This is a genomic window from Paenibacillus sp. JNUCC-31 (assembly GCF_014844075.1).
In the GTDB taxonomy this organism is placed as follows: domain Bacteria; phylum Bacillota; class Bacilli; order Paenibacillales; family Paenibacillaceae; genus Paenibacillus.
Genome location: NZ_CP062165.1, coordinates 2,493,257 through 2,505,757, shown reverse-complemented (window position 1 = coordinate 2,505,757; position 12,501 = coordinate 2,493,257). Strand labels below are relative to the sequence as shown.

Below are 12,501 nucleotides of genomic sequence, written 5' to 3'. Positions count from 1 at the left end.
GCTAATATATCAAAGGTGCGTGGGCAGCTGTTGTATATGGTCCTATTCGGAGGAATGAACATGTCTAATGAAAAAGGTCTGCAAGATGCTCATGTCAAAATTGGTACCAAACAGACCATGCGGATGGTTCAGTCAGGAATGGCTGCTGAAGTCTATGTGGCTGAAGATAGTGATCCGCAGCTCACTTCCAAAATCATTGCCTTATGTGAACAACACAATGTGAAGTACACGAAAGTGGATACAATGAAAAATCTCGGCAAAGCTTGCGGGATTGGAGTGGGAGCAGCGATGGCTGCTGTCGTCAAATGATAGGGTAAGGAACGTTTTTGTCCGAGAACTTTTAAGGATTCTCCAAGGCAAAAACTTTTCATTTGTCTTTTTATGAACCGCCTGGGTCTGTGGACTTAGCGAAAAGAGGTTTATAAAGAAACATGAACAATTGAGGAAGGGGGTGGCAATCACATGCCAACTATTAACCAACTGGTACGTAAAGGACGTCAAGCAAAAGTTGACAAGTCCAAATCGCCAGCTTTGCAAAAAGGGTTCAACGCTTTGAAACGTGAATCGACTAACATCAGTGCCCCACAAAAACGTGGTGTCTGCACTCGTGTAGGTACAATGACTCCACGTAAACCAAACTCTGCACTTCGTAAGTATGCCCGTGTTCGTTTGACGAACCGTCTCGAGGTAACTGCTTATATCCCGGGTATCGGACATAACCTTCAAGAGCACAGTGTTGTGTTGATCCGCGGAGGTAAAGTTAAAGACCTTGCAGGAGTTCGTTATCACATCGTTCGTGGAGCTCTTGATACAGCAGGCGTTAACAATCGTATGCAAGCTCGTTCGAAATACGGTGCTAAACGTCCAAAAGCTAAAAAAGCCTAAACTATTATAAGTAGCTATTCTGAATACCTTCTGGGTTAAGGCCATAGAAGGTGCAGGAATCAGCTGAAGAAGAAAGAAAGGGGGATATCCATGCCACGCAAAGGTCCAGTTACGAAAAGAGACGTGTTGCCAGATCCGGTATACAACAGCAAGTTGGTTACTCGTTTGATCAACCGCATCATGCTCGACGGAAAACGCGGTGTTGCTCAAAGCATTCTGTATAATGCGTTCAAGTTGATTCAAGAACGTACGGGTAATGACCCGATGGAAGTATTTGAAGCAGCAATCAAGAATATCATGCCAGTCCTGGAAGTTAAAGCTCGCCGTGTCGGCGGTGCCAACTACCAAGTACCAATCGAGGTAAAACCAGAGAGACGTACTTCCCTGGGATTACGTTGGCTCGTGAACTACTCCCGCAACCGCGGTGAGAAAACGATGGAAGAGCGTTTGGCGGCTGAGATCATCGACGCTTCCAACAACACAGGCGCTTCCGTTAAGAAACGTGAAGATACGCACAAAATGGCTGAAGCGAACAAAGCGTTTGCTCACTACCGTTGGTAGGATTCAGTTCACAATAATAACTTCAATTTTGAAGGGAGACCCAATTCATGGCAAGAGAGTTCTCCTTGAAAAATACACGTAATATCGGGATCATGGCTCATATTGACGCGGGTAAAACCACTACAACTGAGCGGATCTTGTTCTACACAGGCCGTACGCACAAAATCGGTGAAGTACACGAAGGTGCTGCTACGATGGACTGGATGGAACAGGAACAGGAGCGCGGAATTACGATTACTTCCGCTGCGACTACCGCTGCTTGGAAGGGCCACCGCGTTAATATCATTGATACCCCGGGACACGTTGACTTCACTGTTGAAGTTGAACGTTCCCTTCGTGTATTGGACGGAGCAGTTGGTGTATTCAGTGCGAAAGAAGGCGTTGAGCCTCAGTCCGAAACCGTATGGAGACAGGCTGACAAGTACGGCGTACCTCGTATCGCTTACGTAAACAAAATGGATATCATCGGTGCTGACTTCCTGAATGTTGTATCTGACATGCGTGATCGCCTTCAAGCGAACGCAGTTGCGATTCAACTTCCGATCGGTGCTGAAAATGATTTCAAAGGTATCATTGATATAGTTGGACAAAAGGCTCATATGTACAAAGATGACCTGGGACAAGATATCGAAGAAACCGAAATTCCTGCGGAATTTGTTGAACAAGTAGAAGAGCTCCGCAATGAGTTGGTTGAGCGTGTTGCAGAACTGGATGAAGAGTTGACAATGAAATACCTGGAAGGCGAAGAGATCACAGTTGATGAGATCAAAGCCGCTCTCCGTAAAGGTGTTGTAGAAGTTAAAATCTTCCCAGTTATCTGTGGTTCCTCGTATCGTAACAAAGGTGTTCAACTGATGTTGGATGCTGTTATCGATTACTTGCCAGCTCCAACAGATGTTCCATCAATCACGGGTCACCTTGAAGATGGAACTGAAGCAGTTCGTAAGTCATCCGATGAAGAGCCATTCTCTGCATTGGCTTTCAAAATCATGACTGACCCTTACGTTGGTAAGTTGACATTCTTCCGCGTATACTCCGGTGTTCTTCAATCCGGTTCTTACGTATTGAACGCAACTAAAAACAAACGTGAGCGTATCGGCCGTATCCTTCAAATGCATGCAAACAGTCGTCAAGAGATCACTGAAGTTTACTCCGGTGACATTGCAGCAGCTGTAGGTTTGAAAGATACTGGTACAGGTGATACACTGTGTGATGAGAAAAACCCGGTTATCCTGGAGTCAATGAACTTCCCTGATCCGGTTATCGAAATCGCCGTTGAACCTAAAACCAAAGCTGACCAAGATAAAATGGGTGTTGCTCTCGGTAAGTTGACTGAAGAGGATCCTACTCTTCGTGCTCATACTGACGAAGAAACAGGTCAAACCATCTTGGCAGGTATGGGTGAGCTTCACCTTGATATCATCATTGACCGTATGCGTCGTGAGTTCAAGGTTGAAACTACTGTGGGTAAACCACAAGTAGCTTACCGTGAAACATTCCGTGCACCAGCACGTGTTGAAGGTAAATTCGTTCGTCAATCCGGTGGTCGTGGTCAATATGGTCACGTATGGGTTGAGTTCGAACCTCTAGAGCCAGGTACAGGCAGCCAGTTCGAAAGTAAGGTTGTCGGTGGATCTGTTCCAAGAGAATACATTCAACCAGCTCTTGCGGGAATTGAAGAGCAAATGAAAAACGGCGTTATCGCAGGCTTCCCGCTTGTTGACGTTAAGGCTACAATCGTAGATGGATCTTATCATGATGTCGATTCCAACGAGATGGCATTTAAAATTGCCGGATCGATGGCGCTGAAAGCAGCAAAAGACAAGTGTAGTCCAGTTCTGCTTGAGCCAATCATGAAAGTGGAAGTAACTGTTCCGGAAGAGTACATGGGTGACGTAATGGGTATGCTTAACTCCCGTCGTGGCCGCATCGAAGGTATGGATTCCCGTAGTGGAGCTCAAATCATTCGTGCTAAGGTACCTCTCTCCGAAATGTTCGGATACTCCACAACTCTTCGTTCCGGTACTCAAGGACGCGGCGTATTCTCCATGGAGCTTTCTCACTATGAAGAAGTTCCTAAGAGCATCGCTGAAGAGATTGTTGCAAAAACAAAAGGCACCGAGTAGTTTTCTCACACTAGATTCAAGTGCATAAGAATCTCGTATTCTTTGCACTTCGCCTAGTGTAAACATAAAATATATAATTTTAAGGAGGCCACGTTCAAATGGCAAAGGCTAAATACGAACGTAATAAACCACACGTTAACATTGGTACTATCGGTCACGTCGACCATGGTAAAACAACTCTGACTGCTGCAATCACTACTGTATTGTCCAAAACTTATGGTGGCGCAGCTGTAGCATTCGACCAAATCGACAAAGCTCCAGAAGAGCGCGAACGCGGTATCACAATCTCCACAGCACACGTTGAGTATGAAACTGACACTCGTCACTACGCTCACGTAGACTGCCCAGGTCACGCCGACTATGTTAAAAACATGATCACTGGCGCGGCACAAATGGACGGAGCTATCTTGGTAGTATCCGCAGCTGACGGCCCAATGCCACAAACTCGTGAGCACATCTTGCTCTCCCGTCAAGTAGGCGTACCTTACATTGTTGTATTCTTGAACAAATGTGATATGGTCGAAGACGAAGAGTTGTTGGAATTGGTTGAGATGGAAGTTCGCGACCTTCTTAACGAATATGAGTTCCCAGGTGACGATACTCCAATCACTCGTGGATCCGCTCGTGAAGCTCTGCAAAACCCTGATGGTGAGTGGGCTCAAAAAATCGTTGAGATGTTCAAAGAAATCGATACTTACATCCCACTGCCTGAGCGTCAAACTGACAAGCCTTTCTTGATGCCTGTCGAGGACGTATTCTCCATCACTGGTCGTGGTACTGTTGCTACAGGCCGTGTAGAGCGTGGTACTGTTAAAGTCGGCGAAGAGATCGAAATCGTTGGTATCACTGAAGAAACTAAAAAATCCGTAGTTACAGGCGTTGAGATGTTCCGCAAATTGCTGGATTCCGCTCAAGCTGGTGACAACATCGGTGCCCTTCTTCGTGGTGTAGACCGTAACAACATCGAGCGTGGCCAAGTTTTGGCTAAACCAGGTTCTGTTAAGCCTCACACAGAATTCACTGCTCAAATCTACGTTCTGACTAAAGAAGAGGGTGGACGTCACAAACCATTCTTCACTGGTTACCGTCCACAGTTCTACTTCCGTACAACTGACGTAACAGGCATCATCAACTTGCCTGAAGGTACAGAAATGGTAATGCCTGGTGATAACATCACTGTTACTGTTTCCCTGATCTCCCCAATTGCGATTGAAGAAGGAACTAAGTTCTCCATTCGTGAAGGCGGACGTACAGTTGGTGCCGGTTCCGTAGCTAGCATCCAAAAATAATTCGGCATAACGCTGAGTAAGCATATGAAACAGTGTACTGGAACGAGTAACATTGTATTGTAACGAAGCTTCGGAAGAGTTCTTTATCCGACATCGGATAAAGAACTCTTTTATTATGTATATGATTCGGAACCTGCGTCATAAGGTTGAAGAGCATTCAGGCTTGTGGAGAAAGATTGGTTAAGGCAGCTTGCATATCGAACGAAACAACGCATTAAACAAAGTCATTTCAGCTGAAAAGATAAGTTTAAATGTTTTTCTTAAATATGCTTGCAATATACCCATCTTTTCTATATAATAATGAATGTTGTTCTGTGACGTTGCGATGATGTGAGAGGTTACTGGCACACCCGGCCCCTTTGCCATGGGAGAGTGGCTAGAAAATTTTCACGGAGTATGTCCGATACCAAATTGGGCGATAGAAGGAGGGACTAAAATGGCAAAGCAAAAAATTCGTATTCGTTTGAAAGCTTACGACCACAGAATTCTTGATCAATCCGCGGAGAAAATTGTTGAAACTGCAAAACGTTCGGGTGCTGGTGTATCCGGTCCGATTCCGCTTCCAACTGAAAAACAAATCATTACTATTCTTCGTGCGGTGCACAAGTACAAGGATTCTCGGGAACAATTCGAACAACGCACACATAAGCGTTTGATCGACATCGTTAACCCGACTCCACAAACTGTGGATGCCTTGATGCGCTTGGATCTGCCGTCCGGTGTAGATATCGAAATTAAATTGTAATCTAAAGCAACAAAAGATTATTCATAAAGGAAAAGAGGTGTCAACATGAAAGGTATCTTAGGAAAAAAACTTGGAATGACTCAAGTCTTTACACCTGAAGGTAACGTTGTTCCAGTAACAGTTATCGAAGCAGGACCTTGTGTTGTTTTACAAAAGAAAGATCTTGAGAACGATGGCTACGAAGCAGTTCAAATCGGTTACTCCGATAAGAAAGAGAAAAATGCTAACAAGCCAGAAGCAGGACACGCTAAAAAAGCGAATACTGCACCTAAGCGCTACGTTCGTGAACTTCGCGGAATTAACATCGCGGAATATGAAGTTGGCCAAGAATTGAAAGCTGACATTTTCGCAGAAGGCGAGTTCGTTGACGTAACAGGTATTTCTAAAGGTAAAGGTTTTGCCGGCGTAATTAAACGTTGGGGACAAAGCACTGGACCTATGTCTCACGGCTCTCGTTATCACCGTGGCCCAGGTTCGATGGGTTCGATCCAAGCTAACCGCGTTCCTAAAGGCAAACACTTGCCAGGACACATGGGACATGAGACTGTTACAATCCAACGTCTTGAAGTTGTTAAAGTAGACGCTGAACGTAACGTGTTGCTCGTGAAAGGTTCCATTCCTGGACCGAAGAACAGCCTTGTAAGAGTTAAAGAAACGGTGAAAAAATAACCACTGAAGAAAGGAGGAACACAAAATGCCAAAAGTATCAGTTTACAATGTAGATGGTAGCCAAGTAGGCGAAGTTGAATTGAACGATGCGGTTTTCGGAATTGAGCCGAACCAACACGTTCTGTACGATGCAGTTCTTATGCAACGCGCTTCCCTTCGTCAAGGTACCCACAAAGTAAAAGGACGTTCTGAAGTACGTGGCGGTGGACGTAAACCTTGGAAACAAAAAGGTACAGGTCGCGCTCGTCAAGGTTCGATTCGTTCTCCACAATGGAAAGGCGGCGGTATCGTATTTGGTCCGACACCACGGAGCTATGCATACAAACTGCCTAAGAAAGTTCGCCGTTTGGCGATCAAATCAGCTCTTTCATCCAAAGTGCTCGACAATGACATTATCGTTCTGGATGCTCTCTCGCTGAGCACACCTAAAACAAAAGAATTTGCAGCCATCTTGAACAACTTGAAAGTTGGACGCAAAGCTTTGATCGTAGCTCCTAGCTATGATGATAATGTGGCTCTTTCCGCACGGAATATTCCTGGCGTGAAATTCGTAGCTGCTGACGGCATTAATGTTCTTGACGTGCTTTCGCACGACAAACTGATCATTACGAAAGAAGCAGTTCAGAAGGTAGAGGAGGTGCTCGCGTAATGAAGGATCCTCGTGATATTGTAAAACGTCCGATTATTACGGAACGTACTGCTGACATGATGAATGACTTGAAATATGTATTTGAAGTCGATATTCGTGCAAACAAAACCGAGATCAAAAAAGCCGTAGAAGCTATTTTCAACGTAAAAGTGAAAAACGTGAACACTCTGCGTGTTCCAGCTAAGCCTAAACGGTACGGACGTTATTCCGGATATACAAGCGAATGGAAAAAAGCGTTTGTAACGCTGACACAAGACAGCAAAACGCTTGAGTTCTTTGAAACTGTATAATTGAAATTTTTGAAGTAAGGAGGGAAACCTAGTGCCAATCAAAAAGTATAAACCAACATCCCCGGCAAGACGGAACATGTCCGTTTCTACATTTGAGGAAATCACCACAGATAAGCCGGAGAAATCGTTGTTGGCCCCGTTGAGCAAACAAGCAGGCCGCAACAACCAAGGTAAAATTACAGTTCGTCACCACGGTGGTGGACACAAGCGTAAATACCGTATCATTGACTTCAAACGTACTAAAGATGGAATACCGGGCCGCGTTGCTACGATTGAGTATGACCCGAACCGTACATCCAACATCGCTTTGATTCACTACGCTGATGGTGAGAAACGTTACATCATCGCTCCTAAAGGTCTGAAAGTTGGCGATCAAGTATTCTCCGGTCCTGAATCAGACATCAAAATCGGTAACGCACTGCCACTTGAAAACATTCCAGTAGGTACCGTTATCCACAACATCGAGTTGAAACCAGGTAAAGGCGGACAATTGGTTCGTGCTGCTGGTACAGAAGCTCAATTGCTTGGTAAAGAAGAAAAATACGTTTCTGTTCGTCTCTCTTCCGGAGAAGTTCGTCGTATTCTGAAAGTTTGCCGCGCAACAATCGGATCTGTTGGTAACCAAGACCACGAGCTCATCAAAATCGGTAAAGCCGGTCGTAGCCGTTGGTTGGGACAACGTCCTGAAGTTCGTGGTGTAGTAATGAACCCTAACGATCACCCACACGGTGGTGGTGAAGGTCGTGCTCCAATCGGACGTAAATCGCCAATGTCACCATGGGGTAAACCTACTCTTGGTTACAAAACGCGTAAGAAAAATAAAGCTTCTGATAAATACATCATTCGCCGCCGCACGAAGTAATACACACTGTGCATAACTTCGTGAGGCATCTGCGGATGCATAATAGCTACGTTTGAAGGGAGGATCTCCACATGGGTCGCAGTTTGAAAAAAGGGCCATTCATTGATGGCTACATGCTGAAAAAGGTAGAAGAGATGGAAGCATCCGGTAAAAAGCTTGTTATTAAAACCTGGTCCCGTCGTTCTACAATTTTCCCGCAATTCATCGGACACACATTTGGCGTATATGACGGTCGTAAACACGTGCCAGTATACGTAACTGAGGACATGGTCGGACACAAACTGGGTGAGTTCGCTCCAACCCGTACGTACAAAGGCCATACTGATGATGACAAGAAAACAAGAAGATAAATGAACATCTTTAATGTTTGAGAGGAGGTTACACAATGGAAGCAAAAGCACATGCTAAGTTTATCCGGATTGCTCCTCGTAAAGTTCAACTCGTTGTTGACTTGATTCGCGGCAAGCAAGTTGGTGAGGCGGTTGCCATTCTCCGTCACACTCCGAAATCCGCTTCTCCGATTGTTGAGAAGTTGCTTAACTCCGCGATTGCAAATGCGGAACATAACTATTCTTTGGATGTTAATAACTTGGTCATTTCTCAAGCTTACGTGAACCAAGGACCGACAATGAAACGTTTCCGCCCTCGTGCAATGGGACGTGCAAGTCGTATTAACAAACGTACTAGCCACATCACTTTGGTGGTATCTGAAAAGTAGAAGGAGGGGAAATGTGTGGGCCAAAAGGTAAATCCAGTCGGACTCCGTGTCGGAATTATCCGTGACTGGGAATCTAAGTGGTATGCAGGTAAAGACTTCGGCGATCTTTTGATGGAAGACGTGAAAATTCGTGAATTCCTGAAAAATAAATTGAAAGACTCCGCTATGTCTCGTGTTGAAATCGAGAGAGCGGCTAACCGCGTAAACGTAACGATTCACACTGCGAAACCAGGTATGGTTATCGGTAAAGGTGGTTCGGAAGTTGAAAATCTGCGTAATCAAATCACGAAAATCGCAGGCGGTAAAAAAGTACACATCAACATCTCTGAAATTAAGAACCAAGACCTGGACGCAATCCTGGTAGCAGAAAGCATTGCACAACAATTGGAACGTCGTGTTTCTTTCCGTCGTGCGCTGAAACAAGCTATTCAAAGAACAATGCGCTCTGGTGCAAAAGGTATTAAAACGCAAGTGGGCGGACGTCTTGGCGGTGCTGAGATTGCTCGTTCGGAAGGCTACAGCGAAGGAACTGTTCCACTGCACACGCTTCGTGCCGACATCGACTACGGTACAGCAGAGGCTCATACAACTTACGGCCGTATCGGCGTAAAAGTATGGATCTATCGTGGAGAGGTTCTTCCTACGGCTAAGAAACAAGCTGCTAAGGAAGGAGGCAACTAATCATGTTGGTACCAAAACGTGTAAAACACCGTAAGCAACAACGTGGACATATGAAGGGCCAAGCTAAAGGCGGAACTACGCTGAACTTTGGCGAATACGGTCTGCAAGCTACGGAACCGGCTTGGATTACGAACCGTCAAATCGAAGCGGCTCGTATTGCGATGACTCGTTACATCAAACGTGGTGGTAAAGTTTGGATCAAGATCTTCCCAGACAAACCAATCACTCAAAAGCCTCTCGAGGTTCGGATGGGTAGCGGTAAAGGTAACGTAGAAAAATGGGTTGCAGTTGTGAAACCAGGTAAGATCATGTTTGAACTTGCTGGTGTACCGGAGGAGATCGCACGCGAAGCGATGCGTCTTGCCGCTCACAAACTGCCAATCAAAACGAAGTTTGTGAAACGTGAAGAATTGGGTGGTGAAGCAAATGAAAGCTAGTGAATTTCGCAACCTAACCTCTGCTGAAATCGAGCAAAAGATTGCCGGATTTAAAGAAGAACTCTTTAACCTCCGCTTTCAACTCGCTACCGGTCAGCTGGATAACCCGACTCGAATCCGTGATGTGCGGAAAGAAATAGCTCGTGCTAAAACCATTATCCGTGAAAGAGAATTGGGAATCGGTTAATTAGGGATCGGATGTATATTCCGTCCGTAATCAGGAAGGAGGCCAACAATGAGCGAAGAACGTAACGCACGTAAAGTGCAAACCGGTAAAGTGGTCAGCGATAAAATGGACAAAACGATTGTTGTTGCTGTAGAAACTTACAAAAAACACAACCTGTACCATAAACGCATTAAGGTTACTAAAAAATTCAAAGCGCATGACGAAGAAAACACTGCGAAAATCGGTGACACGGTGAAAATCATGGAGACTCGTCCGCTTTCGAAAGATAAACGCTGGAGACTTACTGAAATCGTAGAAAAAGCGGTTATCATCTAATGCATCAGCAGCATAGCTGAAAGGAGGAATACTAAATGATTCAACCATTTACACGTTTGACTGTGGCTGACAACTCCGGTGCGAAGGAACTGATGTGTATCCGCGTACTCGGCGGTACGGGACGTCGTACAGCTCAAATCGGTGATCTGATCGTTTGTTCTGTAAAACAAGCAACACCAGGCGGCGTTGTCAAAAAAGGTGATGTAGTTAGAGCGGTTGTCGTTCGTACGAAACGTTCTGTACGTCGTAAAGACGGTTCCTACATCGGTTTTGATGAAAATGCAGCAGTTGTTGTAAAAGACGACAGAAGCCCACGTGGAACACGTATTTTCGGACCTGTTGCTCGTGAACTTCGCGAGAAAGACTTCATGAAAATCGTTTCCTTGGCCCCAGAAGTTATCTAAAGCTTAATCTCGTGATGTTAGAAACAGGAGGTGTACGAAATGCCAAGAGTGAAAAAAGTTCTGGAATCCCATAACAATAAACTTCATGTTAAAAAAGAAGATACAGTTATGGTGATCAGCGGTAAAGACAAAGGTAAAAAAGGCCGTGTCATCGCTGCTTATCCTCGTGAGAACCGTGTCCTTGTGGAAGGTGTTAACATGATTAAAAAACACCAGAAGCCTAACCAGCAAAACCCGCAAGGCGGCATTATCGAGAAGGAAGCTCCGATTCACGTTTCCAACGTAATGCACATCGATCCAAAGAGCGGAAAAGTAACCCGTGTAGGTTACAAAGTGTTGGATAACGGAAAGAAAGTGCGCGTTGCTAAACGTTCCGGAGAAATTATCGACTAATTGAACCGAATGAGAAAGGAGGTATATGATTCATGGCAGCAAGAATGAAAGAACGTTACCTGAACGAAATCGCTCCTGCTTTGATGCAGAAGTTTAACTATACAACGGTAATGCAAGTGCCGAAAATCGAGAAAATCGTTATCAACATGGGTGTGGGCGATGCTGTCCAAAACTCCAAAGTGTTGGATTCCGCTGTAAACGATTTGCAACTGATTGCAGGACAAAAACCTGTTATCACTCGTGCTAAAAAATCTATCGCAGGTTTCAAACTGCGTGAGAACATGCCTATCGGTGTGAAAGTAACTTTGCGCGGCGAGCGCATGTACTTCTTCCTCGATAAACTGTTTAACGTTACGCTTCCTCGTGTCCGCGACTTCCGCGGTGTATCGAGCAAAGCTTTCGACGGACGTGGTAACTATACACTGGGTCTGAAAGAACAACTGATCTTCCCAGAGATCGAGTATGATAAAGTAGACAAAGTCCGCGGTATGGATATTGTCATTGTTACAACGGCGAAAACAGACGAAGAATCCCGTGAATTGCTCACGCAACTGGGAATGCCTTTCGTTAAATAATGTTGGTATAACGTTTCCGGGTGTCTGGAAAGACTCCCTTTTCTCCGAAATTATTTAGGAGGTGTCAGGCTAAGTGGCAAAAACTTCGATGAAAGTTAAACAACAACGTACACCAAAGTTTAAAGTACGTGCTTATACACGCTGTGAGCGTTGCGGACGTCCACATTCGGTACTGCAAAAGTTCAAAATTTGCAGAATTTGCTTCCGTGAATTAGCTTATAAAGGCCAGATCCCTGGCGTGAAAAAAGCAAGCTGGTAAAAAGTCCTGAACGGGAAGGAGGTTAACTCACAATGACTATGTCTGATCCAATTGCAGATATGCTTACTCGTATTCGTAACGCGAACACAGTTCGTCACGAAACGGTAGAAATGCCTGCTTCGACAATGAAAAAACAAATCGCCGATATCCTGAAGCGTGAAGGTTTCATCCGTGACGCTGAAGTTATCGATGATAACAAACAAGGGATTATCCGTGTTTTCCTGAAATACGGTCAAAATAACGAGCGCGTTATCACTGGTCTGAAAAGAATCAGTAAACCTGGTCTTCGTGTTTACACGAAAAGCAACGAAGTACCTCGTGTACTTGGTGGTCTGGGTATCGCGATTATCTCGACATCCAAAGGTATCATGACGGACAAAGAAGCTCGTCAATCAAAATCCGGCGGAGAAGTCGTCTGCTACGTTTGGTAATATAACGTCACAAGATAGGAGGTGC

21 protein-coding genes are annotated in these 12,501 nt (G+C 45.0%); all 21 read left to right on the top strand.

Features of this window, described 5'->3' with window-relative positions; genetic code table 11:
- The first annotated feature begins 60 nt into the window (after positions 1 to 60).
- The 21 genes from JNUCC31_RS11015 (at position 61) to rpsH (ending at position 12,476) form a co-directional block, all read left to right on the top strand.
- Positions 61 to 309, top strand: a complete 249-nt coding sequence (locus JNUCC31_RS11015; RefSeq protein ID WP_192271098.1) for a ribosomal L7Ae/L30e/S12e/Gadd45 family protein — start codon at positions 61 to 63, stop codon at positions 307 to 309.
- Between the two features lie 153 nt (positions 310 to 462).
- A complete protein-coding gene (gene rpsL / locus JNUCC31_RS11010; RefSeq protein ID WP_056697677.1) occupies positions 463 to 885 on the top strand; it encodes a 30S ribosomal protein S12 in 423 nt (140 codons plus the stop codon).
- Between the two features lie 90 nt (positions 886 to 975).
- Positions 976 to 1,446 carry a 30S ribosomal protein S7 gene (gene rpsG / locus JNUCC31_RS11005; protein ID WP_007432586.1) on the top strand — a complete coding sequence of 157 codons (471 nt, stop codon included), beginning with the start codon at positions 976 to 978 and terminating at the stop codon, positions 1,444 to 1,446.
- A gap of 47 nt (positions 1,447 to 1,493) precedes the next feature.
- Positions 1,494 to 3,572 (top strand): elongation factor G, encoded by a 2,079-nt coding sequence (fusA, locus tag JNUCC31_RS11000; RefSeq protein WP_192271097.1) that lies wholly within the window; start codon positions 1,494 to 1,496, stop codon positions 3,570 to 3,572.
- A 98-nt stretch (positions 3,573 to 3,670) separates the two neighbouring features.
- Positions 3,671 to 4,861, top strand: coding sequence for an elongation factor Tu (gene tuf, locus JNUCC31_RS10995; RefSeq protein ID WP_062329473.1), 1,191 nt, complete (start codon positions 3,671 to 3,673; stop codon positions 4,859 to 4,861).
- Positions 4,862 to 5,297: 436 nt separating this feature from the next.
- Positions 5,298 to 5,606 (top strand): 30S ribosomal protein S10, encoded by a 309-nt coding sequence (rpsJ, locus tag JNUCC31_RS10990; RefSeq protein WP_017692074.1) that lies wholly within the window; start codon positions 5,298 to 5,300, stop codon positions 5,604 to 5,606.
- Positions 5,607 to 5,651: 45 nt separating this feature from the next.
- Positions 5,652 to 6,275, top strand: a complete 624-nt coding sequence (rplC, locus tag JNUCC31_RS10985) for a 50S ribosomal protein L3 (protein ID WP_192271096.1) — start codon at positions 5,652 to 5,654, stop codon at positions 6,273 to 6,275.
- A gap of 25 nt (positions 6,276 to 6,300) precedes the next feature.
- Positions 6,301 to 6,924: a 50S ribosomal protein L4 gene (gene rplD / locus JNUCC31_RS10980; protein ID WP_192271095.1), complete on the top strand. Its 624-nt coding sequence runs from the start codon at positions 6,301 to 6,303 to the stop codon at positions 6,922 to 6,924.
- On the top strand, positions 6,924 to 7,214 hold the full coding sequence (rplW, locus tag JNUCC31_RS10975; RefSeq protein ID WP_024633586.1) for a 50S ribosomal protein L23: 291 nt from the start codon (positions 6,924 to 6,926) through the stop codon (positions 7,212 to 7,214). The genes rplD and rplW overlap by 1 nt, the downstream gene beginning before the upstream one ends.
- A 31-nt stretch (positions 7,215 to 7,245) precedes the next feature.
- Positions 7,246 to 8,076, top strand: a complete 831-nt coding sequence (gene rplB / locus JNUCC31_RS10970) for a 50S ribosomal protein L2 (protein WP_192271093.1) — start codon at positions 7,246 to 7,248, stop codon at positions 8,074 to 8,076.
- A 71-nt stretch (positions 8,077 to 8,147) separates the two neighbouring features.
- Positions 8,148 to 8,426 carry a 30S ribosomal protein S19 gene (rpsS, locus tag JNUCC31_RS10965; RefSeq protein WP_024633584.1) on the top strand — a complete coding sequence of 93 codons (279 nt, stop codon included), beginning with the start codon at positions 8,148 to 8,150 and terminating at the stop codon, positions 8,424 to 8,426.
- Between the two features lie 35 nt (positions 8,427 to 8,461).
- Positions 8,462 to 8,794 (top strand): 50S ribosomal protein L22, encoded by a 333-nt coding sequence (rplV, locus tag JNUCC31_RS10960; protein ID WP_024633583.1) that lies wholly within the window; start codon positions 8,462 to 8,464, stop codon positions 8,792 to 8,794.
- A 15-nt stretch (positions 8,795 to 8,809) separates the two neighbouring features.
- Positions 8,810 to 9,475, top strand: coding sequence for a 30S ribosomal protein S3 (gene rpsC, locus JNUCC31_RS10955; protein WP_024633582.1), 666 nt, complete (start codon positions 8,810 to 8,812; stop codon positions 9,473 to 9,475).
- A gap of 2 nt (positions 9,476 to 9,477) precedes the next feature.
- Positions 9,478 to 9,912, top strand: a complete 435-nt coding sequence (rplP, locus tag JNUCC31_RS10950) for a 50S ribosomal protein L16 (RefSeq protein WP_017692082.1) — start codon at positions 9,478 to 9,480, stop codon at positions 9,910 to 9,912.
- On the top strand, positions 9,902 to 10,099 hold the full coding sequence (gene rpmC, locus JNUCC31_RS10945) for a 50S ribosomal protein L29 (RefSeq protein ID WP_017692083.1): 198 nt from the start codon (positions 9,902 to 9,904) through the stop codon (positions 10,097 to 10,099). Before rplP ends, rpmC begins: the two co-directional genes overlap by 11 nt.
- A gap of 48 nt (positions 10,100 to 10,147) precedes the next feature.
- Positions 10,148 to 10,414, top strand: coding sequence for a 30S ribosomal protein S17 (gene rpsQ / locus JNUCC31_RS10940; RefSeq protein WP_017692084.1), 267 nt, complete (start codon positions 10,148 to 10,150; stop codon positions 10,412 to 10,414).
- A gap of 35 nt (positions 10,415 to 10,449) precedes the next feature.
- The gene (rplN, locus tag JNUCC31_RS10935) at positions 10,450 to 10,818 is read left to right on the top strand and encodes a 50S ribosomal protein L14 (RefSeq protein WP_024633579.1); all 369 of its coding nucleotides are present in this window, start codon (positions 10,450 to 10,452) and stop codon (positions 10,816 to 10,818) included.
- A gap of 39 nt (positions 10,819 to 10,857) precedes the next feature.
- Positions 10,858 to 11,211 carry a 50S ribosomal protein L24 gene (gene rplX / locus JNUCC31_RS10930; RefSeq protein ID WP_024633578.1) on the top strand — a complete coding sequence of 118 codons (354 nt, stop codon included), beginning with the start codon at positions 10,858 to 10,860 and terminating at the stop codon, positions 11,209 to 11,211.
- Between the two features lie 32 nt (positions 11,212 to 11,243).
- Complete coding sequence (gene rplE / locus JNUCC31_RS10925) at positions 11,244 to 11,786, top strand: 50S ribosomal protein L5 (protein ID WP_062329467.1); 543 nt, start codon at positions 11,244 to 11,246, stop codon at positions 11,784 to 11,786.
- Between the two features lie 73 nt (positions 11,787 to 11,859).
- Entirely contained in the window at positions 11,860 to 12,045 is a 186-nt protein-coding gene (locus JNUCC31_RS10920; protein ID WP_013312154.1) for a type Z 30S ribosomal protein S14, read from the top strand.
- 32 nt (positions 12,046 to 12,077) lie between these two features.
- Positions 12,078 to 12,476 (top strand): 30S ribosomal protein S8, encoded by a 399-nt coding sequence (gene rpsH, locus JNUCC31_RS10915; RefSeq protein WP_017692088.1) that lies wholly within the window; start codon positions 12,078 to 12,080, stop codon positions 12,474 to 12,476.
- Positions 12,477 to 12,501 lie beyond the last annotated feature (25 nt).

Bases quoted from the DNA above. Each gene is read 5' to 3' on its own strand.
- JNUCC31_RS11015 (WP_192271098.1), top strand. From the start codon at position 61: ATGTCTAATGAAAAAGGTCTGCAAGATGCTCATGTCAAAATTGGTACC.
- rpsL (WP_056697677.1), top strand. From the start codon at position 463: ATGCCAACTATTAACCAACTGGTACGTAAAGGACGTCAAGCAAAAGTT.
- rpsG (WP_007432586.1), top strand. From the start codon at position 976: ATGCCACGCAAAGGTCCAGTTACGAAAAGAGACGTGTTGCCAGATCCG.
- fusA (WP_192271097.1), top strand. From the start codon at position 1,494: ATGGCAAGAGAGTTCTCCTTGAAAAATACACGTAATATCGGGATCATG.
- tuf (WP_062329473.1), top strand. From the start codon at position 3,671: ATGGCAAAGGCTAAATACGAACGTAATAAACCACACGTTAACATTGGT.
- rpsJ (WP_017692074.1), top strand. From the start codon at position 5,298: ATGGCAAAGCAAAAAATTCGTATTCGTTTGAAAGCTTACGACCACAGA.
- rplC (WP_192271096.1), top strand. From the start codon at position 5,652: ATGAAAGGTATCTTAGGAAAAAAACTTGGAATGACTCAAGTCTTTACA.
- rplD (WP_192271095.1), top strand. From the start codon at position 6,301: ATGCCAAAAGTATCAGTTTACAATGTAGATGGTAGCCAAGTAGGCGAA.
- rplW (WP_024633586.1), top strand. From the start codon at position 6,924: ATGAAGGATCCTCGTGATATTGTAAAACGTCCGATTATTACGGAACGT.
- rpsS (WP_024633584.1), top strand. From the start codon at position 8,148: ATGGGTCGCAGTTTGAAAAAAGGGCCATTCATTGATGGCTACATGCTG.
- rplV (WP_024633583.1), top strand. From the start codon at position 8,462: ATGGAAGCAAAAGCACATGCTAAGTTTATCCGGATTGCTCCTCGTAAA.
- rplP (WP_017692082.1), top strand. From the start codon at position 9,478: ATGTTGGTACCAAAACGTGTAAAACACCGTAAGCAACAACGTGGACAT.
- rpmC (WP_017692083.1), top strand. From the start codon at position 9,902: ATGAAAGCTAGTGAATTTCGCAACCTAACCTCTGCTGAAATCGAGCAA.
- rpsQ (WP_017692084.1), top strand. From the start codon at position 10,148: ATGAGCGAAGAACGTAACGCACGTAAAGTGCAAACCGGTAAAGTGGTC.
- rplN (WP_024633579.1), top strand. From the start codon at position 10,450: ATGATTCAACCATTTACACGTTTGACTGTGGCTGACAACTCCGGTGCG.
- rplX (WP_024633578.1), top strand. From the start codon at position 10,858: ATGCCAAGAGTGAAAAAAGTTCTGGAATCCCATAACAATAAACTTCAT.
- rplE (WP_062329467.1), top strand. From the start codon at position 11,244: ATGGCAGCAAGAATGAAAGAACGTTACCTGAACGAAATCGCTCCTGCT.
- rpsH (WP_017692088.1), top strand. From the start codon at position 12,078: ATGACTATGTCTGATCCAATTGCAGATATGCTTACTCGTATTCGTAAC.